The following is a 23,607-nucleotide window of genomic DNA, read 5'->3' as shown; positions in this document are numbered from 1 at the left end:
CCGGTCAGCCGTGCTCCTTGCGGATCTGGTCGGCCAGGTGGGCGGGCATCGGGTCGTAGCGGACGAAGTGGCGCCGGAAGGTGCCGGCACCGGAGGTCATCGCCCGCAGCTCCACGGCGTACCGCAGCAGCTCCGTGGCGGGCACCTCGGCGCGTACCAGGGTGCGCCCCTCGGCGACCGGGTCCGGTTCGGTGCCGAGCACCCGGCCGCGTCGGCCGGACAGGTCGCCCATCACCGCGCCCACGTTGACGTCGGGCACCCGCACCGTCACCTCGTCGACCGGCTCCAGCAACGCCGGCTGCCCCCGGTCGGCGGCGTCGCGCAGGGCCAGCGCCCCGGCGGTCTGGAACGCGGCGTCGGAGGAGTCCACGCTGTGCGCCTTGCCGTCGACGAGCGTCACCCGCAGGTCCACCACCGGATGGCCGGCGACCAGGCCGCGCTCCATCTGGGCGCGTACCCCCTTCTCCACCGACGGGATGTAGTTGTGCGGGACCGCGCCGCCGACCACCCGGTCGACGAACTCGAAGCCGCCGCCGCGCGGCAGCGGCTCCACCTCGATGTCGCAGACGGCGTACTGCCCGTGCCCACCGGACTGCTTGACGTGCCGGCCGTGCCCCCGGGTCGGCACGGTGAGCGTCTCCCGCAGCGCCACCCGCACCGGCTCGGTGTCCAGTTCGACGCCGCCCGCGCGCAGTCGGTCGAGGACCACGTCGGCGTGCGCCTCGCCCATGCACCACAGCACCAGCTGGTGGGTCTCCGGGTTACGCTCCAGCCGCATCGTCGGGTCACCGGCGACCAGCCGGCCGAGGTTACGGGCCAGGGCGTCCTCGTCGGACCGGGACTTCGCCACGATCGCCACCGGCAGCAGCGGCTCCGGCATCTCCCACGGGGCGATCAGCAACGGGTTCTCCTTGGCGGAGATGGTGTCGCCGGTCTCCGCGCTGCCGGACTTGGTGATCGCGCAGATGTCACCGGCCACCGCCACGCCCACCTCCCGCAGGGTGGCACCGAGCGGACTGTAGAGGTGGGCGATCCGCTCGTCGGCGTCATGGTCGGGGTGGCCGCGTTCGGCCAGACCGTGCCCGGACACGTGCACGGTCTGCTCGGGACGCAGCGTGCCGGAGAAGACCCGGACCACGCAGACCCGCCCGACATGCCGGTCGATGGTGGTCCGTACCACCTCGGCGACCAGCGGGCCGTCCGGATCGCAGGTCAGCGGCGGTCGCGGGGAGCCGTCCACCCCGGTCACCGCGGGCAGCGCGTGCTCCGGCGGGGCGGGGAAGCCGGCGGTGAGCACCTCCAGCAGCGCGTCCACGCCGACCCCGGTCGCCGCGCAGACCGGCACCACCGGATAGAAGTGGCCGCGGGCGACCGCCTTCTCCAGGTCCTCCACCAGGACGGCGGCGTCGATCTCCTCGCCTTCGAGGTACCGGTCCATCAGGGTCTCGTCCTCGCTCTCGGCGATGATCCCCTCGATCAACTCGTTGCGGGACTCGACGATGGCCGGCAGGTGCTCCGGGTCGGGCTCACGCACCTGCGGCGGCAGCCCACCCGTGTAGTCGAAGACCCGCCGCGTGATCAGCCCCAGCAGGCCGACGGTGGATTCACCGTCGTCACCGAGCATCGGCAGGTAGAGCGGGAGCACGTTGTCGCCGAAGACCCGCTGGCACAGCGCCACCGCCTCGTCGAAGTCGGCGCGGGGATGGTCCAGCCGGGCCACCGCGACCGCCCGGGGCATGTCCACCGCCGCGCACTCCTCCCACAGCGCCGCGGTGGCCGCGTCCATCCCGTCGACCGCCGAGACCACGAAGAGGGCGGCGTCGGCGGCCCGCAACCCGGCGCGCAGCTCACCGACGAAGTCGGCGTAGCCGGGCGTGTCGAGTAGATTGATCTTGATGCCGTCGTGCAGCAGCGGCGCGCAGGCCAGGGCGACCGAACGCTGCTGGCGGACGGCGGCCGGGTCGTGGTCGCAGACGGTGGTGCCGTCGGTGACCGAGCCGGCCCGGGAGATCGTGCCGGAGGCCGCGAGCAACGCCTCGACAAGTGTCGTCTTGCCCGCTCCGGAGTGCCCGACGAGCACCACGTTGCGGATCCTGGCGGGGTCGGTCACCACCGGTACGCCGCCGGTGGCTCCCTTGTCGTGACTCCTCTGCGCCATCGGGCGCACCTCCCTCAGCCGGTGGTGGTGGGTGGCGACCGCCGCACGCGACGGGGACACGGCCCGGGCGGGGTGCTGCGGCGATATCCTCCGGTGACTCGCTGGGGACCGGGCAGTCAACAGGCGGCGGGGTGAGCCGGGTCACCCTTCTGGCTCGATCTCACACCCGATGCCGGGTCGACACAACCCTCTCCGGCCAGCCGCCACGCCGGGTTGAGCGTGGCTGGTCAGCCGGGCGGTGTCGCCGGTTCAGAGCCGACCGTTATCGTGGGACCGCCATGGCGAAGATCTTCCAAGTGTCGGCCCGCGCGGGGATGACCCGCGTCGTGGAGCCGATCGCCCGCAGCCTGCTGCGCGCGGGCGTGTCCCCCAACGCGGTCACCGTCGCGGGCACCCTCGGGGTGCTCGTCGGCGCGCTCGGCTTCGGCGCCCGCGGCCACCTGGTCGCCGGAGCGCTGATCGTGACGGTCTTCGCGCTCACCGACCTGCTCGACGGGACGATGGCCCGGATGAGCGGCGGGTCGACCCGGTTCGGCGCGTTCCTCGACTCCAGCATGGACCGGGTCGCCGACAGCGCGGTGTTCGGCGCGGTCGCCTTCTACCTGGCCACCGAGGGCGACCGCGCGGGGCTGGCCGCCGCGCTGATCTGCCTGGCCGCCGGCGGGCTCGTGTCGTACGTGAAGGCCCGCGCCGAAGGGCTCGGGATGACCTGCAACGTGGGCATCGCCGAGCGTACGGAGCGACTGCTGATCGTCGGTGTCGGCGGTCTGCTCGCCGAGCTGGTCCACCCGGTGGCGCTGCCGATCGCGCTCTGGCTGCTCGCGGCGGTGTCCCTGTTCACCGTCGGCCAGCGGATGCGGCACGTGTACCGGCAGGCCCAGCAGGTCGACGTGCCGGGCGGCCAGGGGTGAGCGGCACAGCCGGACGGAGCACCGGGTGAACCTCACCGAACTCGGCTTCCTGGCCGGCTGGCGGCTGGTCCGCGCGCTACCTCGACCGGTCGCCGCCGCCGCGTTCAACGCCGGGGCCGACCGGGCTCACCGCCGCCGGGGGGCCGGTGCCACCCGGTTGCGCGCCAACCTGCGCCGGGTGGTCGGAGCGGAGCTGCCCGAGGCCGAACTCGACGACCTGGTCCGCCGGGGCCTGCGCTCGTACGCCCGGTACTGGATGGAGGCGTTCCGGCTGCCGTCGCTGGGCCGCGACCAGATTCTCGCCGGATTCCGACTGGACGGCGCCGAGTTGCTTGCCGCCGACGTGGCCGCCGGCCGCGGCGCGGTGGTAGCCCTGCCACACGCCGGCAACTGGGACATGGCCGGCGCGTGGGTGGTGGCGAACGGGTGGCCGTTGTCCACCGTCATGGAACGACTCAAGCCGGAGGGCGTCTACCAGCGGTTCACCGCGTTCCGGGAGCGGCTGGGGATGGAGATCCTGCCCACCACGGGCGGCGTCCGGCCGCCGCTGGACGTGCTGACCGACCGGTTGGCCGCCGGGGCGGTGGTGCCGCTGCTGGCCGACCGGGACCTCTCCGCCCGGGGCGTGGAGGTGGATTTCTTCGGCGGCCGGACGCGGATGCCGCCCGGTCCGGCGCTGCTCGCGTTGCGTACCGGCGCACCGCTGTACGTGGCGTCGATGTGGTACGAACCGGATGCGGCGTGCGCCTCGCTGGTGGGCCCGCTGCCGGTGCCGGGGCCCGAGACGGGCAACCTCGACGTACGGGTCAGGTCGCTGACCCAGCGGATCGCCGACGGTCTCGCGGCGGGCATCGCCCGGCATCCGGAAGACTGGCACATGCTGCAACGGATGTGGCTGGACTGAGGGGACGGGCGCAATGCGGATCGGCATCGTCTGCCCGTACTCCTTCGACGTCCCGGGCGGGGTGCAGAACCACGTCATGGACCTGGCCGAGGCGTTGATCGGGCTGGGCCACGAGGTGAGTGTGCTCGCCCCGGCGGACGAGGACTCGCCGCTGCCGTCGTACGTGGTGCCGGCCGGGCGGGCGGTCCCGCTGCCGTACAACGGCTCGGTGGCCCGCATCGCGTTCGGCCCCGTCTCCACCGCCCGGGTCCGCCGGTGGATCACCCGGGGCGACTTCGACGTGCTGCACGTGCACGAACCGCTGACGCTGAGCCTGTCCATGCTCGCCGTGCTCTCCGCCCGGGGACCGGTGGTGGCCACCTTCCACACCGCGATGACCCGCTCCCGGGTGCTCGCCGCCGCCCAGGGGGTGCTCCAGATCCTGCTGGAGCGGATCACCGCACGGATCGCGGTGAGCGCCCTGGCCCGCAAGGTGCAGGTCGAGCACCTCGACGGCGGCGCGGTGGAGATCCCGAACGGGGTGGCGGTGGCCAAGTACGCCGGGGTCGAGCCGCTGCCGGGCTGGCCGGGGGAGTGCGGCCCGGGTACCGGCGGCACCCTCGGCTTCCTGGGCCGCTTCACCGAGCCTCGCAAGGGGTTCCCGATCCTGCGCGACGCCTTCGTCGAGCTGGCCCGGCAGCGTCCCGGGCTGCGCCTGCTGGTCGCCGGCCCCGGCGACCCGGACGACCTGTTCAACCGGTTTCCGACCGACCTGCGCGACCGGGTCACCTTCCTCGGGCTGGTGCCCGAGCCGGAGAAGGCGCGCATGCTGCGCAGCGTGCACCTCTACGTGGCGCCCAACACCGGCGGCGAGTCGTTCGGCATGATCCTCACCGAGGCGTTGGCGGCCAGCACCACCGTCGTCGCCAGCGATCTCGACGCCTTCCGCCGGGTGCTCGACGGCGGGCGGGCCGGCAGGTTGTTCCCCACCGGCGACGCGGTGGCGCTGCGGCAGACGATCGCCGAACTGCTTGACGATCCGGACCAACGGGCGGAGCTGACCGCCTGCGGCGACCAGGTGGTGGCGAATTTCGACTGGCCCGTGGTTGCCCGCCGGGTTCTGGAGGTATACGCAGCGGCGATCGAGGCGACCGACGGGCGGGTGATCGACCAGGAGTGGGCGGGGCCGGACTGATCGGGAGGAACGGGAGCAGCACTACGATGCCGGGCATGTGGTGGGTGGTGGGCGCGACGGTGGTCGTCGCCCTGGTGGCGGTGTACCTGATCTGGACCGCCGGCCGGGTCGAGCGGCTCCAGGACCGTGCCCAGCTCGCCGCCCGGGCCCTGGACGCCCACCTGCTGCGGCGGGCCGCCGCCGCGGCGGTGCTGGCCGAACGCCGCTACGGCGTCGAGTTGTACGCGGCGGCACGGATCGCCCTCGACGCCCAGCCGGAGGAGCGGGAGGCGGCCGAGAACGACCTGACCCGGCAGCTGCGGGCGGTGCGGCTCGATCCCACCGACGGCGACTGTGAGGCGGTCATCGCGGCCAGCCGGCGGCTCGCCCTGGCCCGCCAGGTGCACACCGACCTGGTCCGCGACGCCCGGTCGGTGCGCGGCCGGCCACTGGTGCGGCTGTTGCGGATGGGACGCCGGCACACCTGGCCGCGCTACTTCGACATCGACGATCCGACCCTGACCGTCCCGGCTGCCGACGTGCCCATCCGCTGAGCCGCCGGCTCTGGGTGACGGCGGCCACACAGCAGGCCACCACGGGGTTGATTGGCTGTCGGAGCGGCGTCGGTCCGGGCGTAGCATCTGCGCTGCCACCCCCCGCGGACGCCTGAGGAGCGACGACGTGTCCGAGACGACTTCCCCGAACACCGGCACCCCGGTCGTCGGCACCGCGCGTGTGAAGCGCGGCATGGCCGAGATGCTCAAGGGCGGCGTGATCATGGATGTGGTCACCCCCGAGCAGGCCAAGATCGCCGAGGACGCCGGCGCGGTCGCGGTGATGGCTCTCGAACGGGTACCCGCGGACATCCGCGCCCAGGGCGGGGTGTCCCGGATGAGCGACCCCGACATGATCGACGGCATCATCGAGGCGGTCTCCATCCCGGTGATGGCCAAGGCCCGCATCGGCCACTTCGTGGAGGCGCAGATCCTCCAGTCCCTCGGGGTCGACTACGTCGACGAGTCCGAGGTGCTCACCCCGGCCGACTACGCCAACCACATCGACAAGTGGGCGTTCACCGTGCCGTTCGTCTGCGGCGCGACAAACCTGGGCGAGGCGCTGCGCCGGATCACCGAGGGCGCCGCCATGATCCGCTCGAAGGGTGAGGCCGGCACCGGCGACGTCTCCAACGCCACCACCCACATGCGGAGGATCCGCCAGGAGATCCGCCGCCTGTCGTCGCTGCCCGCCGACGAGCTGTTCGTCGCGGCCAAGGAGTTGCAGGCGCCGTACGAGCTGGTCAGGGAGGTCGCCGAGACCGGCAAGCTGCCGGTGGTGCTCTTCACCGCCGGTGGCATCGCCACCCCGGCCGACGCGGCGATGATGATGCAGCTCGGCGCGGAGGGGGTCTTCGTCGGCTCGGGCATCTTCAAGTCCGGCAACCCGGCCCAGCGGGCCGCCGCCATCGTGAAGGCGACCACCTTCCACGACGACCCGGACGTGCTGGCCAAGGTCTCCCGGGGTCTCGGCGAGGCGATGGTCGGCATCAACGTCGACGACATCCCGCAGCCGCACCGCCTCGCCGAACGCGGCTGGTGACGTGACGGCACCCGTGATCGGTGTGCTCGCCCTCCAGGGCGACGTCCGCGAGCACGTCGCGGCCCTGACGGCGGCGGGCGCGCAGGCCCGTCCGGTACGCCGGCCGGCGGAACTGGACGCGGTCGACGGCCTGGTCATCCCGGGCGGGGAGTCCACCACGATCAGCAAGCTGGTCGACATCTTCGAGTTGCGTGGCCCGATCGACAAACGGATCGCCGACGGCATGCCGGTCTACGGCTCCTGCGCCGGAATGATCATGTTGGCGGCCGAGGTGCTCGACGGCCGGCCGGACCAGCGCGGCTTCGACGGCATCGCGATGACCGTCCGGCGCAACGCCTTCGGCCGGCAGGTCGACTCCTTCGAGGCGCCGGTGGAGATCACCGGCATCCCGGGCGGGCCGCTGCACACGGTCTTCATCCGCGCGCCCTGGGTCGAGCGGGTCGGCGAGGACGTGCAGGTCCTCGGCACGGTGTCCGACGGACCCGCGTCCGGCCGGATCGTCGCCGTACGCCAGCACAACCTGCTGGCCACCTCGTTCCACCCGGAACTCACCGGCGATCCCCGCCTGCACGCCTACTTCGTCGACCTGGTCCGCGCCGCCCGCTGACCCCGACACCACCCCTGCGCCGCCGCGTGCTGCTGCCGGTCGACGGGTTGCGCCGCCCGCGCGCCATCCACCCCACCCCGTCTCGCGCTGCCGCGCTGCGCCGACGCGTGCCGGCAGTTTCGGGGAAACTGCCGCCTTCTGCGGCCTCCATGCCGCAGTTTCCCCGAAACTGCGGGGATCTTGTGCCGGCCGGGGCGCTGTTTGGGACTGGCGTCAGCCGGCGACGGAGCGGAGGCTGCCGGGGCGGCGGCCAAGGAGGCGGTCCAGCGCGGTGGCGCTGGCCGGGTCGGTGGGCTGCTGCACCACCAGTCGCTGCTGGTCGTCGGCGAGTTCCAGCGTCTCGTACGACAGTCGCAGCGGCCCCACCTCCGGATGCCGCAACCAGCGCACCCCGCTCGGCCGCACCGCGACCGGCCGGCGCTGCCACCGGGACCGGAACGGTTCCCCGACGGTACGGCTGAGCCGTTCGGCGAACGCGTCGGTGGTGGGGTCGCCCGCGCGCAACCGGTGCAGGTCGGCGACCTGCTGGTCGGCGAGGTCGGCCCAGTCGGGAAAGTGCTGAGGTGCGCGCTCGTCGACGAAGAGGAACCACACGAGGTTGGGTCGCTCGCCGTCGAGCAGCCCCAGCGGGCGGGCCAACCGGTCGAACGGCTCGTTCCAGGCCAGCACGTCGCCGAGCCGGTTGGTCAGGTACGCCGGCCGGTCCCGCAGCGCCTCCAGCAGCGTCCGGACCTGCGGGCGGACGGTACGCGACACGGTCGGCCGCCCACCCGCGCACAGCTGGCGGCGGTGATCGACGGACGCGAGTTGCTGAAGGTGCCGCCGGTCGGCGTCGTCGAGGCGCAATGCCTCGGCCAGCGCGGCGAGGATGCCCGGCGACGGGCGGGTGTCCCGGCCCTGTTCGAGCCGGGTCAGGTACTCCACGCTGACCTGGGCCAACGTGGCCAACTCCGCCCGCCGCAGGCCCGGCGTACGCCGCCGGCCGTTGGTGGGTAGCCCCACCTGCTCGGGTCGCAGCGCCTCCCGGCGGCTACGCAGGAACGCGCCCAACTCGCCGTCCATCACCCGTCCAGTCTGCCGCGCTCGCGCTCCGGGAGCCTGTCCCCGCCAGGGCTACCCTCCCGCCGGTCTCCCCGGATGCTTCCGACGGCGGTGGGATCGGCTCATGAACAGCACACGACAGCACGGACCGATCAAGGTGGGCCTGGTCGTCGGCAGCAGTCGCCCGGGGCGACGTGGCCCGACGGTGGCGGGATGGGTGGCCGACACGGCGGCCGGTCATCCGGCGGCGCGGGCGGGGGAGGTGACCGTCGAGCTTGTCGACCTCGCCGAGCAGCGGCTGCCGCTGCTCGACGAACCGGTGCCGGCGAGGTTCGGCGACTACCGTCACGAGCACACCCGCCGCTGGTCGACGGTCGCGGCGGCCTGCGACGCGTTCGTCTTCGTCACCCCGGAGTACAACAGCTCGATCCCGGCCGTCCTCAAGAACGCCATCGACTACCTGGACGCCGAGTGGCGCGGCAAGCCGGCCGGTGTGCTCACCTACGGCGTACGCGGGGGTGGGCGGGCCGCCGAGCACCTGCGGCCCATTCTCGCCGAGGTGGGCATGGCGGTCCTGCCGGACCACGTCGAGCTGGGGTTGTTCACCGACTTCGACTGGTCCGGTGCGGATCGGTCCGACCCGACCGCCGAGGGGCGGATCGCGCCCGGCGACGGCCGAGCGGAGGTGATCACGGCAATGCTCACCGAACTCCTCGCCGCGGTCCGGACTGCGGGCCGGGACGCGGTCCCGGCCGTTGGGCGGTGAGCCGACCATGGAGACCCTGCTCATCACCTACCGGGTCCGCCCGGATTGTCTCGACGAGCATCTGGCCCTGCTCGACGTGGTGCACCGGGACCTGGCCCGGCTGCGCCCGCCCGGGTTCCGCTACCTGACCCTGCGGCTCGACGACGGGCTCAGCTTCGTCGACGTCGTCATCGGTCCGGACCTGCCCGGACCACTGCCGTCGCTGGAGTCGTTCGGCCGCTTCCGGGCGCGGCTCGAGGAACGCTGCGAGCAACGCAGCACGACCGAGTTCAGCGTGCTGGGGTCGTACGGCATGGGGGAGTGAATTCGTCCGTTTTTGGTGATCGGGGGAGAGCGGGCCGACGGCTGACGTGCGGCGGGTGACGACCACTCGCCGCGCGTCGGTAGGATTGTCGAGATTCGGCAGGGCCATCTGGCCGCCACTGCTTCCACCAGAGCTGACCGGCACCACCGTGTGCGCCGGTGCGGAGCGGGGCGCTCGGTGCGGTCGATGCAGACGGCGGGTAGCAACGGAGGTAACAGATGTCCGGCCACTCAAAGTGGGCGACGACCAAGCACAAGAAGGCGGTCATCGACGCCAAGCGCGGCAAGATGTTCGCCAAGCTGATCAAGAACGTGGAGGTCGCGGCGCGTACCGGTGGTGGGGACCCGGCCGGCAACCCGACTCTCTACGACGCGATCCAGAAGGCCAAGAAGAACTCGGTCCCCAACGACAACATCGACCGGGCCGTCAAGCGCGGCTCCGGCCTGGAGGCCGGCGGCGCCGACTACCAGACGATCATGTACGAGGGGTACGGCCCGAACGGTGTCGCGCTGCTGATCGAGTGCCTGACCGACAACCGCAACCGCGCCGCCACCGAGGTACGCACCGCGCTGACCCGCAACGGCGGCTCGTTCGCCGACGCCGGCTCGGTGTCGTACATGTTCTCCCGCAAGGGCGTGGTGATCGTGCCCAAGGCCGGCACCACCGAGGACGACGTGATGCTGGCCGTCCTCGACGCGGGCGCCGAGGAGGTCAACGACCTCGACGAGGCGTTCGAGGTGATCTCCGAGCCGGGCGACCTGCTCGCGGTGCGGACCGCCCTGCAGGACGCCGGCATCGAGTACGAGTCGGCCGAGTCCTCCCTGATCCCCAGCGTCAACGTGCCGCTTGACGAGGAGGGCGCGCGCAAGGTCTTCAAGCTGATCGACGTCCTGGAGGACTGCGACGACGTGCAGAACGTCTACGCCAACTTCGACGTCAGCGACGAGATCATGGCCGCCGTCGGCTGAGCCGCGGGTTGTGGGCGGCGATCGCTGAAAGCCTGAGCATGTGCGGTGTTCCCGACAGGTCGACCGACGGTGACTAGACTGCCGTGGTGGCTGGAAGGTTCGGGCAGATCGTCAGTGGCATCGGGACGTCGGCTGTCGCGGTGGGAGCAGTCGTGCTTTTGCTGAGCCTTGCCACCAAGGTGTTCGATCGGGAGGTCGTCTTCGCCGCCGCGTTGCTCCTGCTCGGGGGCCTTCTGTTGCGGGCTGTACCCTGGGCGAACCGCGGCCGGGGTCAGGCTCCGAGCCGTGCTGGATGACAGACCTCAGCGACGAGATCATGGTCGCCGCAGTCGCGGGCCGTTCGCCTGGATACACGCACCTCCCGGATCTTGTTATCCGGGAGGTGTATCTCATGGCCTGACCGCGACGGCCGAGTCTTCTTCGTGGCCTAGCGGAGATCTTGGAAGATTCCCGTTAGCGAAGAACGGAATCTGTCCAAGATTTGGCCGTCCCGACGGGATTGACGGTGTGCGAGCGGAGCCGGGCCGTCATCTGGTAGTTGCTAGAGATGTCTTTCTAAAGCATTCTCTACTGTATGGCTGACGAGGTACCTCAGCGCTCGCTCAAGGTCACTGACCCACGCGCCCTGCGGGCGTACGCCCATCCGCTGCGGATGCGGCTGATCGGGCTGCTGCGTGGCGAAGGGCCGATGACCGCGACGCAGGCGGCGGCTCGGCTCGACGACAACGTGCCGAACTGCTCGTTCCACCTGCGGCAACTCGCCAAGTACGGGTTCGCCGAACGGGTGCCCGGGGCGGACGGTCGGGAACGGCCCTGGCGCGCCACCACCCAGTACACCTCCTGGGACGACGACTCCGACGATCCGGCCATGCGGGAGGCCACGGATCAGATCAACAGCGTGATGGTCGCCCTCTACCTGCAACGGGCGCAGGACTACCTGGCGATCCGCGCCGACGAGCCCGCCGAGTGGCGGGCCGCCGCCGGCTTCGGCGACGCGTCGCTGCACGTCACCGCCGCTGAGCTCAGGGAGATCACGGGACAGATCGACGCGCTGCTGGCCCGGTACGACGAACGGATCGCCGACCCGGCGAAGCGCCCGCCCGGCTCCCGCCCGGTGACGTTCGTCCAGATGGCGCTGCCGCGCGGCGCCGTACCTCCGCAGGAGACGGCGAGCGGAGACGGATCGTGACCGGATCGCTCACCCTGGCCGACCCGGCGCCGCCGCGCCGGCCGCGCGTCCCACGGCTGCTGCGGCAGGCGGCCTTCCGCCGCTACTGGTCCGCGCAGACCGTCTCGCTCTTCGGCGACCAGATCACCGTCCTCGCCGTGCCGCTGCTGGCCGTGCTCGCCTTCGGCGCCGGACCCGCCGAGATGGGCTACCTGACCGCCGCCTCGCTGCTGCCGAACCTGTTCTTCTCCCTGCCGGCCGGCGCCTGGGTGGACCGGTACCCGCGCCGACGCCACGTGATGATCGTCGCCGATGTCGGTCGGGCGGTCCTGCTGCTGGCCGTGCCGCTGCTCTGGTGGGCGGACACGCTGAACCTGCCGCTGCTCTGCGGGGTGGCCTTCCTGATCGGCACCCTCTCGATGTTCTTCGAGGTGGCGCACGTCAGCCTGTTCGCGGCCCTGGTCCGGCGGCAGGAATACGTGGACGCCAGCAGTCTGATCAACGGCAGCAGGGCCATGTCCGACGTGGCCGGCCCGAGCATCGGTGGCGTGCTCGTGCAGGTGCTCACCGCCCCGGTCGCACTCCTCTCCGGCGTGCTCACCTACCTGACCTCGGCGGTCTTTCTGGCCCGGATAACGGTCACCGAGCATCCCGTGGAGAGCGGACCCGGCCGAGGCATGGCCGCCGGCGTGCGGTACGTGGTCCGCTCGGCGGTCCTGCGGGCTACGCTGCTCGGCACCACCACGCTCAACCTGTTCAACTACATGTTCGCCGCGTTGTTCGTGCTGTACGTGACCACCAGTCTGGGAGTGTCCCCGGGGGTGCTGGGCCTGATCATCGGAGCCGGCTCGTTCGGCGGACTGCTCGGCGCGGCCGTCACCGGCCCGGTCAGCCGCCGGATCGGCATCGGCCCCGCGGTGCTCCTGGGTTTCGTCGCCTTCCCGGCCCCACTGGTCCTGGTGCCGCTGGCCACCGGGCCACAACCGCAGGTGCTCGCGCTGCTGTTCGCCGCGGAGTTCGTATCCGCCTTGGGCGTCATGATCCTCGATATCGCCGTCGGATCGGTGCAGATCGCCGCCACCCCGGTGGCGATGCTCGCCGTGGTCTCCGGTTTCCGCCGCACCGTCAACTACGGCATCCGGCCGATCGGCGCCGTGCTCGGCGGGACCCTCGGCGCGGCGATCGGGGTACGGCCCGCCCTCTGGGTCGCCAGTCTCGGCGCCCTGCTCGGCGTGCTCTGGGTCGTCTTCTCCCCGCTGCGTACCATGCGTACCCTGCCCGAGAACTGACGTCCGGCGGCGCTCACCGGTAGCCGGACGTCACACCCGGCCACTCGTCGGCTCCCGCAGGCCGCGCAACGCGGGGCAGCAGCAACTGTCCACCATGGATATGCTCGCCGCTGATTCTCGAGTCGACCGAAACGGGGCGGGCATGAGCAGTGTCGACGCGCGGCAGGAAGTGCCGGAAAAGGTGGCCAGCCTGGCTGCGGAACGCGGGCTCGGTACGTTGATCGACAAGCGCAGCAGCGGCAATCCCATCAGGTCCGCGCTCACGATCGTCGCCGTCGGCACGGTGGCGGTCGTGGTGTCGGTCGCCCTCTTCGCGCTCGCGTCCTCCTGGCGGCCGCTGATCTGGTTGGCGATCCCGTCGTTGGCGCTCGGCATCTGCGCTGTCGGCTGGTTCGTCGTCGTGTTGGTGAGGGGCTTCGAGGCAGGCTACCTCTACCCTGGCGGGATGGTGTACGTCCGTAACGGCAACGCCCGGGCCGCCACCTGGGCCGAGATGGCCGAGGTGGAGGTCCAGGTCTTCGGTGGTGGCACGCTGTTCGCCGGCAAGACCGCGGCGTACGTGATGAAGCCGACCGGCCAGTCGCCGATGCGGGTCAACTCGACGGAGGTCGGGCTCAAGGACGGGGAGCAGGATCCGGTCGGCGCGGTGATCCTGCGGCTCGCCAGCGAGGCCGGGCGGCCGATCACCCAGAAGCTTGTCGGCAAGAAGTAGCGCGGCATCTGCGAGCGTGACGACGGCTGGCCGGTTCGCGCCGGGTGACGTGCTGGTGCGGCGGGAGATCCTGCGCGGTGAGGTGTGGTTCGGCTGCCCGACGATCTGCGTCGAGGACTCACCCGACCTGCTCGCGCTCTTCCTGCCGACCGGCGCCGAGTTCGGTTTCCCCGAGTCGGGCGAGTTTCCGTGCGGGCGGCACCCGTGGCAGCTCGCCGGGCACACCGCCTGGACGGGTCACGGCAAGCTGATGCTGCAACGGCCCGGCGAGGCGCACTCGGTCGACGTGTTCTGGTCCGGCCCGCAGCGCACCTTCGCCGGTTGGTACTTCAACCTCCAGGACCCGTTCCGGCGTACGCCGATCGGGGTGGACACCCTCGACCACGAGTTGGACCTCTGGTGGGCGGTGGACGCCGACCGGTACGTCTTCAAGGACGTGGAGATGTTCGCCCAGCGGCTGGTGGAGGGGCGCTACCCGGGCCAGGGTGCGGCGATCCGCGCCGAGGGCGACCGGATCGCCGCCCTGCTCGACGCCGGTGAGCGCTGGTGGGACGAGTCCTGGTCGACCTGGCAACCCGACCCCACCTGGCCCGTCCCGCACCTCCCCACCAACTGGGCAGCGATCCCGCCCCACCGCTGACCGTCCCCGCCCCGTCAGCAACTTCGGCGAAACTGCTGCATCGCGCCGCGCTCAGGCGGCAACTTCGGGGAAACTGCTGCATCGCGCGGCGCTCAGGCGGCAAGTTCGGGGGAACTGCTGCCTGAGCGCCGCGCTGGGGCAGCGGTGGCCTCAGCCCAGGGTTTCGCGTTCGCGCCAGGCGGTGCGGATGGAGGTGCGGCCGTTGGTGCGCAGCAGCGAGCCCTCGTACACGCGGGCACCGGCGAGCAGGAATCCGGCCGCCGCGACCAGCAGCAGGGCCAGCGAGACGACAAGTTCCCAGCCGGCCGCGTCACCGGTGAACAGCCGCAGCGGCATCGCCGTCGGCGAGGAGAACGGCAGGTAGGACAGCACCCGCATGGCGGTGACGTTGTCGTTGAGGAAGATCACCGCGAAGAACGGCAGCATCACCGCGAGCTGTACCGGCGTCGACACGCCACCGATGTCCTCCAACCGGTTCACCAGCGCGCCGGCCGCCGCCCACATCGACGCGATGAGCACGAAGCCGAGCAGGAAGAACGGCACGAACCAGCCGATCGCCGGGCCGAGCAGCGACAGCAGGGTGGTGTTGTCGCCGAACGCCATGCCGGCCACCGCGACCACGGCCACCAGGGCGATCTGTCCGAGCGCCAGGATCGTACCGGCGAGCATCTTCCCGGCCAGCAGGGCGCGGACCGACACCGCGGCGACGAGGATCTCCACGATCCGGGTCTGCTTCTCCTCGATGATGCTCTGCGCGATCTGCACCCCGAAGGTCTGCGAGGTGATGAAGAAGATGAAGGCGAACGCGAACGGCACCAGGAAGGCCACCACCGGGTCCACCGCGTCCGGGTTCAGCAGCCGGACCGGGGGTTCGGTGCTCAACGCGGAGATCACGTCGTCGGGGGCGTCGTCCATGGCGAGCACGGCCGGGCCGGCGACCACGGCGGCGTCCGCGTCGCCGTCGCGCACCGCCTGCTCGGCGGCGGCGTCATCGGGTACGGCGAGCACCTCCAGCCCGGCCGCCCGCAGCGGACCCGCCGCCGCCTCGGTCACCGCCACGGTGGACGGCCCGCCGGACAGCAGCGGTGGCAGGATCGTCGCCGCCGCGGCGATCAGCAGGAAGACCACGGTGCTGATCAGGAAGGTGCGGTCACGCAGCTTGACCCGGATCTCCCGTGCGGCGACCAGGCGGGTGGCCTGCATGGTGTTCATTTGGCGACCTCTCGGAAGATCTCGGCGAGGGAGGGGGTGACCGGGCGGAACGCGCGGACCGGGCCGCGGTCCAGCGCCGCGCGCAGCACCGGCTGCTCGTCGGTGCCGGCGGCCAGGTCGAACACGGCTCGCGCGCCGTCGAGGTCCACCAGGCTCACCCCGGGGTGGTCGCGCAGCCAGCCGGCGTCGGTCTCCACCACCAGCTCGAAGCGGGGCGTGGTGTACGCCGCGCGCAACTGCTCGCGGCTGCCGGCGGCGCGGATCGAGCCGTCCGCGATGATCACCAGGTCGTCGCAGAGCCGCTCGACCACGTCGAGCTGGTGACTGGAGAAGAGGACCGGGCAGCCGGCGGTGGCCCGTTCCCGCAGCACGCCGACGACCGTGTCCACGGCCAGCGGGTCGAGGCCGGAGAAGGGTTCGTCCAGCACCAGCACCTCCGGGTCGTGCACCAGCGCGGCGGCGATCTGCGCGCGCTGCTGGTTGCCCAGGGAGAGCGTCTCCAGCAGGTCGTCGCCCCGTTCGGCGAGTCCCACCCGCTCCAACAGCCCGTCGGTGGCCCGGCGGGCGGCGGCGGCGGTCAGCCCGTGCAGCTGACCCAGGTAGGTCACCTGTTCCCGGACGCTCATCTTCGGGTACAGGCCGCGTTCCTCGGGCATGTAGCCGAAGCGCCGCCGCGCGTCCCGGCTCAGCGGTTCACCCCGCCACGTCACCTGGCCGGCATCGGCGGCTAGCACGCCGAGGATGATGCGCATGGTGGTGGTCTTGCCGGCACCGTTGCCGCCGACGAAGCCGGTCATCCGGCCGGCGACGACGTCGAACGAGACGTCCTTGAGTACCTGACGGTCGCCGAAGCTGCGGTCGACGCCGTCGAGACGGAGCACGCTGGTCATGGGGCAACGCTAGGTCGTCGGTGGCCGGCTGCCGTCCGCCCTCGGATGGAGATCATGACTCCCTCTCCCGGTGGAGGCCGTTCACCCGCCGGGCCGCACCACCCCGTGCTCGTACGCGAAGACCACCGCCTGCACCCGGTCGCGCAGACCCAACTTGGCCAGCACCCGGCTCACGTGTGACTTCACCGTCGCCTCGCCCAGGTGCAGGTCGGCGGCGATCTCGGCGTTGCTGGCGCCCCCGGCGACGAGCACCAGGACCTCCCGTTCCCGGGGAGTCAGGCTGTCCAGCGCCGCCGCCGAACCGACGTCATCACCGGGTCTGTCGCCGGGGCGCGCGAAGGTGGCGATCACCCGCCGGGTGAGTTCCGGCGCGAGCAGCCCGTCGCCGCGGGCCACCACCCGGATCGCGTCGACCAGGGTCTCGGGTGTGCCGTTCTTGAGCAGGAAGCCACTGGCCCCGGCACGCAGCGCGGCGAAGAGGTAGTCGTCGCGGTCGAACGTGGTCAGCATCAACACGGCCGGCCCGCCCGGCTCGCAGTCGGTGCTGATCCGCCGGGTGGCCTCCAGCCCGTCCATCCCGGGCATCTCCACGTCCATCAGCACCACGTCCGGACGCAGCGCCCGGGTCATGCCGACGGCCCGCTCCCCGTCGGCGGCCTCGCCGACCACCTCGATGTCGTCCTCGATCTCCAGGATCACCCGGAAACCGGTCCGCACCAGGTGGTGGTCGTCGGCGAGGAGCACGCGGATCGGGCTCACGTCGAACTCCCTGCCGGCAGTGGGAAACGGACCCGCACCCGCCAGCCACCCCCGGTACGCGGACCCACCTCCAACTCACCGCCGTGGGTCGCGACCCGTTCCCGCATCCCGATCAGTCCCATCCCGTCGGCGTTCGCCGAGCGGCTGCCCCGACCGTCGTCACTCACCTCGACCTCCATCTCCTGTGCCAGATAGCGGACCCGGACGTCGAGCAGACTCGCTCCGGTGGCGTGCTTCAACACGTTCGTCACCGCCTCCTGCACCACCCGGAACGCCGCCTGGGAAACCGATTCGGGCAGCGACTGCGGATCGCCGTACACCCCCAGGGTGGCGCGTAGCCCGGCCTCGCCGGCCCGGTCCACCAGGGCGGCTATCCGGTCGATCCCGGCCGGCTGTCGGGCGTTGTCCGGGTCGCCGTCGCGGGCCCGTAGCACGCCGAGCATCCGGCGCAACTCGTCGACCGCCTGACGGGCGGTCTCCTCGATGGCGGTGAGGGCGGCGCGGGCCTTCGCCGGATCCTTGTCGAAGACCCGGCGGCAGGCCGCCGCCTGCACGCCCATCACCGACACGTGGTGGGCGACCACGTCGTGCAGCTCACGGGCGATGCGTACCCGCTCGCCGACCACCGCGTGCTCGCGTACCTCGGCCTGTGACCGGCGCAGCCGTTCCGCCTGCTCGGCCACCTGGTGCTCACGACGAGCGGCCACCCAGGCAGTCTCGCCGAAGAAGTACGCGAACCCGAAGTACAGCGCGTTGACCAGGATGCCGGTGACGATCGCGGCGAGCACCGGCGGCACCGGGCCGACCGCGTCGTCGAAGGACTCCGCGGTGAGCGTCCGGTAGTTGATCGACAAGGCGATCCCCATCCAGGTGAACATCGCAACGATCACGCCGATCCGCAGTCGGCGGGACAATCGACGGTCCCGGCCCCAGGCGCCCAGCGTGTAGATGGCGATGAACAGCGCCCAGGCGGAGAGCTGCCACTCGGGAACGGCGCGCACCTGCGAACCGATGAACGCGGCCGACACGGCCAGCGTGGCGGCGACGGGGAAGCGACGTCGCCAGATCAACGGCAGCGGCACCGCGACGGTCCAGAAGAGCTGTTCGACACCGGACGGCGGTGGGCCCAGCAAGAATGCCCCGGTGCTGCGGGCCAACGTCAGGCTGAGCAGGGCAAGAGCCGTCGCGGCCAGACCGGCGAACAGGTCCAGCCGTTGCTGCTCCGGCGTCGGCCCCGGCCGTCGCCAGTCGTCACCGGTCTCGGCCCGGCGCCACTCGTCGCTGGTCTCGGCGGTCTCGGTGGTCACCCTGGGCAGCATGCCATCCCCCCGCCGATCGCCATTCGCGTCGGGTGAGATCAGGCCGTCCGTCCGCCCACCGATCCTCACGGACAGCGCCTCCCGATCTTCCCCAACCAGTACCCCTGTCCTCACTTTGCTCTGCTTCAACGGACGCAATGGTCACGGAAAGTATCAGCGGATGCGACATGTGTGGCCGTGGACCTTGCAGCACCCCTGTTCAGGCGCCAGTGCGTGGGTTGAAGCAGAGCAAAGCGTGCGAGGTGGGATAGAGGTCGTCCGCGTTGCCGTGACTCGTAGTGACAATCACTGTCTGTGTCCGTTCTCGTGCGGGCCCACGAGGGCTGAGCACCGGCGGACCGGGCCGTACCGCCGGGCGAGGGGCGGTCGGGCGGGGAAGGGCGGGGCGACGGTCAGCCCGTGACGTCGCCGACCATCGGCGGCAGCGGACAGTGCAGCACGCCGCAGATCGTCCGCAGCAACTCGATCTCGGGCACGGTCATCATCCCGTCCTGGCTGATCACCGCGACGGTGGCCGCCACCAGCCGTTCCTTGTCGCCGGGACGCAACCCGTCGAGCACCGGCCAGGCGGTCTCCAGGGCGAGTACGCCGTTCTCCGGCGGTGCGTACGGCAGGTCGGTGCCCGGCAGCAGCGTGCCGACGCCGGCCTGGTAGGCCCGTTCCGCCTCGCCTTGGTCAGGGTGCCCGACCTGCGCGAGGACGGCCAGCAGGGCGACCGCCGCCGAGCGCGTGTCGGTGAGCTTGCGCCGGTCGGTACGCCACCGGGAGTCCGGCCGCAGTGACTCCTCCAACTCGGCCAGCAGCAGCCGGGACAGGCAGTACTCGGTCACGTTGATCGCGCCGTCCGCCTGGATCAGGGTGAACACGGCCGCCAGCAGTGACTCCAGCTCGGGGTCGGGCCGGTCGCGGAGCGCCGGGAAGGCCAGCTCGGCCAGCGGCAACCGCAGCTCGGCGGGGAACTCGACCAGGTCGTCCGCCGCGCGCAGGGCAGCGTCGGCCAGGTGCTGGCCGTGCCGCTGGGCCACCGCGGCGTACTGGTGCTGCCGGACCTCCGGCTCGGCGCTGAGCAGCAGGCCGAGCAGCAACGGTACGGACGCCTGCCGGTCGCGGGCCCGGCCGAGCAGCGGATCCGGGATCCGGTCGAGGATCGCTGCGGCGTGGGTGTAGGCGGTCGCGGTGGGGGCGGCGACCCGGTCCAGCACCTCGCCCGGTGCGACGCGGATCCGCCCGCCGCCGGCCGGTGACCCGGGCCGAGCCGGCCGCGCCCGGCCCGCCTTCTCCGGGCGGTCCGGCGTGTCCGGGCGCGCCGCTGTGTCCGGGCGCGCCGCTGTGTTCTGGCGGTCCGCCGGATCCGGGCGTTGCGGTGCGCCGGCGGGGGCCAGGCCGAGGGCGACGTCCTCCTGACGGCCGGACGGCGGCGCCGCCGCCCATCGCCGTGACAGTTGTTGCAGCTCGGCCGGGTCGAACGACGGCTCCAGCGCCCTGATCCGGTCGGCGAGCGGGGGATGGGTGGCGAACCACGACGTGCGGGCCGCCTCGCCGAAGAGCATGTGCCCCACCTCGTCGCGCTTCGGCGACCTCAGCTCGGAGCCGTCGCTGAGCCCCCCGATCTTCTTCAGCGCCCCGGCGATGCCCCGGGTCTGGCGGGTGTACTGCACCGCGGAGGCGTCGGCCAGGTACTCCCGCTGCCGGGAGACCGAGGCCTGGATGAGCCGCCCGGCGAGCACCCCGACGTAGCCGGCCACCAGCAGGGCCAGGCCCACCAGCGCCAGCGGGGCGGCGCTGCCGCCGCTGTTGTTGCCGCGCGACCGGCCGCCGCCGATGACCCCGGCGCGGGCCAGCCCGCGACCGATCACGGTCAGGAAGAGGATGCCGAACAGCAGGCCCATCAACCGGATGTTGAGCCGCATGTCGCCGTTGACGACGTGGCTGAACTCGTGGGCGATCACGCCCTGGAGTTCGTCCCGGTTGAGTCGCTGCAACGCGCCCCGGGTGACGGCGACGGCGGCGTCGGACGGGGTCCATCCGGCGGCGAAGGCGTTGATCGCCGTCTCCTCCGGCAGCACGTAGACCTCGGGCACCGGTACGCCGGAGGCCAGCGCCATCTCCTCGACGACGTTGCGCAGCCGGCGCAGCTCGGGGTCGGTGGTGTTCGTCGGCACCGGCACCCCGCCCAGCTCGCGGGCCACCTTCCCGCCGCCGCCGCGCAACGCGAGCGTACGGACCAGGGCGGCCAGCCCGATCGCGGCGAGGGTGGCGACGGTGACCATGGCGATGAACCCGGCGAGCTGGCCGGGATCGGCGGTGGTGGCGTTGAAGGCGACCAACGCCGCGACGTTCACCACCACCACGATCCCGACCACGGCCAACACGAACAGCAGCACCAGCCGGGTCGACAGCCGGCGCACCTGCCGCTGTCGCTCGAAGAAGTTCATCGCGGCCCGATCAGAACGAGACCTGCGGCGCCTGGCGCTGCTGCGGGTCGTCCGGCTGGAACAGCTCCGCCGGGCCGAACGAGAACATGCCCGCCACCACGCTGGAGGGGAACACCTCGCGCTTGTTGTTGTAGGCCATCACCGCGTCGTTGTACGCCTGCCGGGCGAACGCGACCCGGTTCTCCGTGGAGGTCAGCTCCTCCGACAGTTGCATCATGTTCTGGTTGGCCTTCAGGTCCGGGTACGCCTCGGAGAGCGCGAACAGTCGACCCAGGGTGGCGGTGAGCGCGTTCTCCGCGCCGCTGAGCTGCTGCATCGCCGCCGGGTCGCCGGGAGCCGCGGCGGCGGTGGCCTGCGCGTTGACAGCGGCGTTGCGGGCGTTGATCACCGCTTCGAGGGTCTCCCGTTCGTGCTTGAGGTAGCCCTTGGCGGTCTCGACCAGGTTGGGGATCAGGTCGTGTCGCCGGACGAGCTGCACGTCGATCTGGGCGAAGGCGTTACGGTACGCGTTGCGGGCCCGGACCAGCCCGTTGTAGATCGACACGCCGAAGCCGAGCACCGCCACGACGATCAACAACAGGCACACCAGTCCGATGATCAGTTCCACGGCCGCTCCCTCGGTGTGAGTCGGTACTTCCGCTGATCATCGTACGTTCGTCGGTCCAGGCCCGCTCCTGCTCAGCGCGCGGATCGACGCGCCTTGACCACGCTGTCGGCGACGTCCAGCAGGGTGATCGCGACGATCACCACGATGCTGATCCGGGCGACCGTGTCGAGACCGCCGTCGCGCAGCCAGGCGAAGCGGGCGACGAACTCCGGGTTGAGCAGCCGGTCGTCGAGCAGCAGCCAGATCGCCGGCACCGCGAACGCCAGGCTCAGCACGGCGTTTCCGGCGACCAACGGCCAGGTCCACCGGCGGGCACGGTACTTGCCGATCTCCAGGGCGATGCTGGCCAGCAGGACGACGATCAGCAGCGGCAGCCAGAATGTCCACAGCGCCGGATCGAGGATCGGCAGGCGCTCGCCGTCGGGCCCGACCACCGACTGGAAGTGCTGCCACGGCAGGACGGCGATGAACAGGCCGAGGAACACGATCGAGGCGCACACGTCGGTGAGCGTGACATCCCGTTCGCTGGGCAGCTCGGGTAGCTGGTCGACGCTCCACTCGGGCAGGTTCAGCGGGGTGCCGATGCGTTCCAGCACCGCGAAGACCAGGGTCACCCAGAAGGCGATCTGCACCGCGACGTTGAACGCCGTGACGATGCCCTCGCCGATCGCGCCGGCCGGGTTGTCGGCGACGGTGGCCTGGAGGACGCCGATCAGCACCCCGACGATGGCCGGAATGGTGCTGAGCAGCACGATCAGCAGCCGCTGCCAGGCCAGGTAGTACGCCGGCCCGATGAGTTGCAGACGGCGGTCGGCGTATCGGGCGGCCAGCTGGGCGGGGTTGCCCAGCTCGGTGAGGACGGCGCGTTCGGCCGTCGCGGCGTCGAGCCCTTCGGCGGTCCGGCCGTCGATCATGTCTCCGATGGAGGCGCGTAGTTCGGTGGCGATCTCCTCGCGTCGCGCGATGGGTACCGAGCGCAGGGTGGCAGCCAGGTAGCGGTCGGTCAGCGAGGTCATTCGGGGGCTCCTTCGATCAGGGTGCGCAGCGAGGTCTGTACGGCGGTGAGGTCGTCGAGCAGGCGTTGCAGCACCTGCTCGCCGGAGTCGCTGGTGCGGTAGAACTTCCGGGGCCGGCTCTCCTCGGTGTTCCACTCGCTGGTCAGCAGCCCCTGCTCCTCCAGCCGGCGCAGCAGGGGATAGAGGGTGTTCGCGTCGACCGGGAAGCCGTGCCCGGCGAGTCGTTGCAGCAGTGCGTAGCCGTAGTCGGGCCGGCGCAGCGCGACCAGGCTGGCCACCACGACGGTGCCCCGACGTAGTTCCTGTAGGTGGGTCCGTAGCACGTCATCGCTGACCATGTGTCACACCATACTGTGTGCCACACACCATTGTCTAGCACGCAACGATGTAGCTGACCCGACCGTGCCCGGCGAAGCGGGGCGCCCGGATGACCGGACGCCCCGCGTCGTTCCCCGTCCGTAGGCCGCCTCAGCAGGTGCCGCCCTGCCGGAAGCCACGTTCCACGAAGGACGCCGGACCGACCTGGAAGGCGCCCACGCCGGACCGGATCGGATGCCCGGTGAACAGCTCCACCCGCGCGCCCACCCGGACCAGGTACGCCGTTGCGGTGCCCGCGTCGTTGCTGATCAGACCGCCGCGCGGGCCGTAGATCGTCTCCAGGTCGGCGAAGGACATGCCGACTCGCGCACCGGCGGGGGAGTAGGGCGGGACGGTGGCGGTGGTCACCTCGACCAGCCGGCCGTGCCGGAAGGCCAGCAGGATCACCCCCGCCCAGGCGCCGGTGGCACCGGCCCGGACCACACCGTCGCAGGTGGCGACGGACCAGTCGATCAATCCGGCGGCGGTGAGCCGGTCGAGACCGGCGCCGATCCGGTACGGCCCGGCGCCCCGCACGCTCAACACACCGGTGTCGGCGCTGACCGGCGGCTGCGCGCCCACCACCACCGAGGGGGCCGGACGCGGCGGTGGTGCGGCCTCGGCCGGAGCTGCCCCGGCGAGGCCCAGAACGGTCGCGACCGCGACATGGACGAAACGGTGCACAGAGATCGCCTCCTCGGCATCGAGTTCCTACTCTCTTCGTCTCCCCGCCCACCCCCGTGGTTCGCCGTGTCCTCATGCGCCGGTGGTGGTTGCTCAGCGGACGGGGGAGGG

Annotated in this window: 23 protein-coding genes and 1 pseudogene; 13 read left to right on the top strand and 11 right to left on the bottom strand. The window is 71.7% G+C overall.

Annotated features, from left to right (window positions below):
* Window positions 1–4 precede the first annotated feature (4 nt).
* Window positions 5–2,158 (bottom strand): elongation factor G-like protein EF-G2, encoded by a 2,154-nt coding sequence (locus V5O40_RS07830; protein ID WP_332904856.1) that lies wholly within the window; start codon window positions 2,156–2,158, stop codon window positions 5–7.
* 278 nt (window positions 2,159–2,436) lie between these two features.
* On the opposite strand from V5O40_RS07830, the gene pgsA reads away from it, so the two are divergent.
* The 6 genes from pgsA to pdxT all read left to right on the top strand — a co-directional run bounded on the left by pgsA (window position 2,437) and on the right by pdxT (window position 7,329).
* Window positions 2,437–3,069 carry a phosphatidylinositol phosphate synthase gene (pgsA, locus tag V5O40_RS07825; RefSeq protein WP_269738853.1) on the top strand — a complete coding sequence of 211 codons (633 nt, stop codon included), beginning with the start codon at window positions 2,437–2,439 and terminating at the stop codon, window positions 3,067–3,069.
* Between the two features lie 25 nt (window positions 3,070–3,094).
* Window positions 3,095–3,973: a phosphatidylinositol mannoside acyltransferase gene (locus tag V5O40_RS07820; protein WP_332904855.1), complete on the top strand. Its 879-nt coding sequence runs from the start codon at window positions 3,095–3,097 to the stop codon at window positions 3,971–3,973.
* Between the two features lie 13 nt (window positions 3,974–3,986).
* Window positions 3,987–5,147, top strand: a complete 1,161-nt coding sequence (locus V5O40_RS07815; RefSeq protein WP_332904854.1) for a glycosyltransferase family 4 protein — start codon at window positions 3,987–3,989, stop codon at window positions 5,145–5,147.
* 35 nt (window positions 5,148–5,182) lie between these two features.
* A complete protein-coding gene (locus V5O40_RS07810; RefSeq protein ID WP_332904853.1) occupies window positions 5,183–5,680 on the top strand; it encodes a hypothetical protein in 498 nt (165 codons plus the stop codon).
* Window positions 5,681–5,807: 127 nt separating this feature from the next.
* Window positions 5,808–6,722 carry a pyridoxal 5'-phosphate synthase lyase subunit PdxS gene (gene pdxS, locus V5O40_RS07805; RefSeq protein WP_332904852.1) on the top strand — a complete coding sequence of 305 codons (915 nt, stop codon included), beginning with the start codon at window positions 5,808–5,810 and terminating at the stop codon, window positions 6,720–6,722.
* A gap of 1 nt (window position 6,723) precedes the next feature.
* Window positions 6,724–7,329, top strand: coding sequence for a pyridoxal 5'-phosphate synthase glutaminase subunit PdxT (gene pdxT, locus V5O40_RS07800; RefSeq protein WP_332904851.1), 606 nt, complete (start codon window positions 6,724–6,726; stop codon window positions 7,327–7,329).
* 213 nt (window positions 7,330–7,542) lie between these two features.
* Here the strand turns inward: pdxT and V5O40_RS07795 are convergent, their stop codons facing one another.
* A complete protein-coding gene (locus V5O40_RS07795) occupies window positions 7,543–8,391 on the bottom strand; it encodes a helix-turn-helix transcriptional regulator (RefSeq protein ID WP_332904907.1) in 849 nt (282 codons plus the stop codon).
* A gap of 103 nt (window positions 8,392–8,494) precedes the next feature.
* On the opposite strand from V5O40_RS07795, the gene V5O40_RS07790 reads away from it, so the two are divergent.
* The 7 genes and pseudogenes from V5O40_RS07790 to V5O40_RS07760 all read left to right on the top strand — a co-directional run bounded on the left by V5O40_RS07790 (window position 8,495) and on the right by V5O40_RS07760 (window position 14,217).
* The gene (locus V5O40_RS07790) at window positions 8,495–9,136 is read left to right on the top strand and encodes an NADPH-dependent FMN reductase (RefSeq protein ID WP_332904850.1); all 642 of its coding nucleotides are present in this window, start codon (window positions 8,495–8,497) and stop codon (window positions 9,134–9,136) included.
* A gap of 7 nt (window positions 9,137–9,143) precedes the next feature.
* Complete coding sequence (locus tag V5O40_RS07785) at window positions 9,144–9,440, top strand: hypothetical protein (protein ID WP_332904849.1); 297 nt, start codon at window positions 9,144–9,146, stop codon at window positions 9,438–9,440.
* A 218-nt stretch (window positions 9,441–9,658) separates the two neighbouring features.
* Complete coding sequence (locus V5O40_RS07780) at window positions 9,659–10,408, top strand: YebC/PmpR family DNA-binding transcriptional regulator (RefSeq protein WP_332904848.1); 750 nt, start codon at window positions 9,659–9,661, stop codon at window positions 10,406–10,408.
* 574 nt (window positions 10,409–10,982) lie between these two features.
* A pseudogene (locus V5O40_RS07775) lies at window positions 10,983–11,598 on the top strand (winged helix-turn-helix domain-containing protein); the annotation flags it as partial.
* Complete coding sequence (locus tag V5O40_RS07770; RefSeq protein ID WP_332904846.1) at window positions 11,594–12,865, top strand: MFS transporter; 1,272 nt, start codon at window positions 11,594–11,596, stop codon at window positions 12,863–12,865. The pseudogene V5O40_RS07775 and the gene V5O40_RS07770, both read left to right, overlap by 5 nt.
* 142 nt (window positions 12,866–13,007) lie before the next feature.
* Window positions 13,008–13,577, top strand: coding sequence for a hypothetical protein (locus V5O40_RS07765; RefSeq protein ID WP_332904845.1), 570 nt, complete (start codon window positions 13,008–13,010; stop codon window positions 13,575–13,577).
* A 16-nt stretch (window positions 13,578–13,593) separates the two neighbouring features.
* Window positions 13,594–14,217, top strand: coding sequence for a DUF402 domain-containing protein (locus V5O40_RS07760; protein ID WP_332904844.1), 624 nt, complete (start codon window positions 13,594–13,596; stop codon window positions 14,215–14,217).
* Window positions 14,218–14,367: 150 nt separating this feature from the next.
* On the opposite strand, the gene V5O40_RS07755 is transcribed toward V5O40_RS07760, so the two are convergent.
* From V5O40_RS07755 to V5O40_RS07715, 9 genes are all read right to left on the bottom strand, one after another.
* Window positions 14,368–15,429, bottom strand: coding sequence for an ABC transporter permease (locus tag V5O40_RS07755; RefSeq protein ID WP_332904843.1), 1,062 nt, complete (start codon window positions 15,427–15,429; stop codon window positions 14,368–14,370).
* Window positions 15,426–16,319, bottom strand: coding sequence for an ABC transporter ATP-binding protein (locus tag V5O40_RS07750; RefSeq protein ID WP_332904842.1), 894 nt, complete (start codon window positions 16,317–16,319; stop codon window positions 15,426–15,428). The genes V5O40_RS07755 and V5O40_RS07750 overlap by 4 nt, the downstream gene beginning before the upstream one ends.
* Window positions 16,320–16,400: 81 nt before the next feature.
* The gene (locus V5O40_RS07745; protein ID WP_332904841.1) at window positions 16,401–17,078 is read right to left on the bottom strand and encodes a response regulator transcription factor; all 678 of its coding nucleotides are present in this window, start codon (window positions 17,076–17,078) and stop codon (window positions 16,401–16,403) included.
* The gene (locus tag V5O40_RS07740; RefSeq protein ID WP_332904840.1) at window positions 17,075–18,385 is read right to left on the bottom strand and encodes a sensor histidine kinase; all 1,311 of its coding nucleotides are present in this window, start codon (window positions 18,383–18,385) and stop codon (window positions 17,075–17,077) included. Before V5O40_RS07740 ends, V5O40_RS07745 begins: the two co-directional genes overlap by 4 nt.
* A gap of 404 nt (window positions 18,386–18,789) precedes the next feature.
* A complete protein-coding gene (locus V5O40_RS07735; protein ID WP_332904839.1) occupies window positions 18,790–20,832 on the bottom strand; it encodes a M48 family metallopeptidase in 2,043 nt (680 codons plus the stop codon).
* Window positions 20,833–20,842: 10 nt separating this feature from the next.
* Window positions 20,843–21,439 carry a LemA family protein gene (locus tag V5O40_RS07730; RefSeq protein WP_216592533.1) on the bottom strand — a complete coding sequence of 199 codons (597 nt, stop codon included), beginning with the start codon at window positions 21,437–21,439 and terminating at the stop codon, window positions 20,843–20,845.
* 71 nt (window positions 21,440–21,510) lie between these two features.
* Complete coding sequence (locus V5O40_RS07725) at window positions 21,511–22,455, bottom strand: permease prefix domain 1-containing protein (RefSeq protein ID WP_332904838.1); 945 nt, start codon at window positions 22,453–22,455, stop codon at window positions 21,511–21,513.
* Window positions 22,452–22,793 (bottom strand): PadR family transcriptional regulator, encoded by a 342-nt coding sequence (locus tag V5O40_RS07720; protein ID WP_332904837.1) that lies wholly within the window; start codon window positions 22,791–22,793, stop codon window positions 22,452–22,454. The genes V5O40_RS07725 and V5O40_RS07720 overlap by 4 nt, the downstream gene beginning before the upstream one ends.
* 130 nt (window positions 22,794–22,923) lie before the next feature.
* The gene (locus tag V5O40_RS07715) at window positions 22,924–23,496 is read right to left on the bottom strand and encodes a hypothetical protein (RefSeq protein WP_332904836.1); all 573 of its coding nucleotides are present in this window, start codon (window positions 23,494–23,496) and stop codon (window positions 22,924–22,926) included.
* Between the last annotated feature and the right edge of the window lie 111 nt (window positions 23,497–23,607).

It is taken from the genome of Micromonospora palythoicola (assembly GCF_036689795.1).
GTDB lineage: Bacteria > Actinomycetota > Actinomycetes > Mycobacteriales > Micromonosporaceae > Micromonospora > Micromonospora palythoicola.
Note: the sequence above shows the minus strand (reverse complement) of the source record. Positions and strands in the feature narration are given on the sequence as shown.

Bases quoted from the DNA above. Each gene is read 5' to 3' on its own strand.
- V5O40_RS07830 (WP_332904856.1), bottom strand. From the start codon at position 2,158: ATGGCGCAGAGGAGTCACGACAAGGGAGCCACCGGCGGCGTACCGGTG.
- pgsA (WP_269738853.1), top strand. From the start codon at position 2,437: ATGGCGAAGATCTTCCAAGTGTCGGCCCGCGCGGGGATGACCCGCGTC.
- V5O40_RS07815 (WP_332904854.1), top strand. From the start codon at position 3,987: ATGCGGATCGGCATCGTCTGCCCGTACTCCTTCGACGTCCCGGGCGGG.
- V5O40_RS07810 (WP_332904853.1), top strand. From the start codon at position 5,183: ATGTGGTGGGTGGTGGGCGCGACGGTGGTCGTCGCCCTGGTGGCGGTG.
- V5O40_RS07795 (WP_332904907.1), bottom strand. From the start codon at position 8,391: ATGGACGGCGAGTTGGGCGCGTTCCTGCGTAGCCGCCGGGAGGCGCTG.
- V5O40_RS07790 (WP_332904850.1), top strand. From the start codon at position 8,495: ATGAACAGCACACGACAGCACGGACCGATCAAGGTGGGCCTGGTCGTC.
- V5O40_RS07785 (WP_332904849.1), top strand. From the start codon at position 9,144: ATGGAGACCCTGCTCATCACCTACCGGGTCCGCCCGGATTGTCTCGAC.
- V5O40_RS07780 (WP_332904848.1), top strand. From the start codon at position 9,659: ATGTCCGGCCACTCAAAGTGGGCGACGACCAAGCACAAGAAGGCGGTC.
- V5O40_RS07765 (WP_332904845.1), top strand. From the start codon at position 13,008: ATGAGCAGTGTCGACGCGCGGCAGGAAGTGCCGGAAAAGGTGGCCAGC.
- V5O40_RS07755 (WP_332904843.1), bottom strand. From the start codon at position 15,429: ATGAACACCATGCAGGCCACCCGCCTGGTCGCCGCACGGGAGATCCGG.
- V5O40_RS07750 (WP_332904842.1), bottom strand. From the start codon at position 16,319: ATGACCAGCGTGCTCCGTCTCGACGGCGTCGACCGCAGCTTCGGCGAC.
- V5O40_RS07735 (WP_332904839.1), bottom strand. From the start codon at position 20,832: ATGAACTTCTTCGAGCGACAGCGGCAGGTGCGCCGGCTGTCGACCCGG.
- V5O40_RS07725 (WP_332904838.1), bottom strand. From the start codon at position 22,455: ATGACCTCGCTGACCGACCGCTACCTGGCTGCCACCCTGCGCTCGGTA.
- V5O40_RS07720 (WP_332904837.1), bottom strand. From the start codon at position 22,793: ATGGTCAGCGATGACGTGCTACGGACCCACCTACAGGAACTACGTCGG.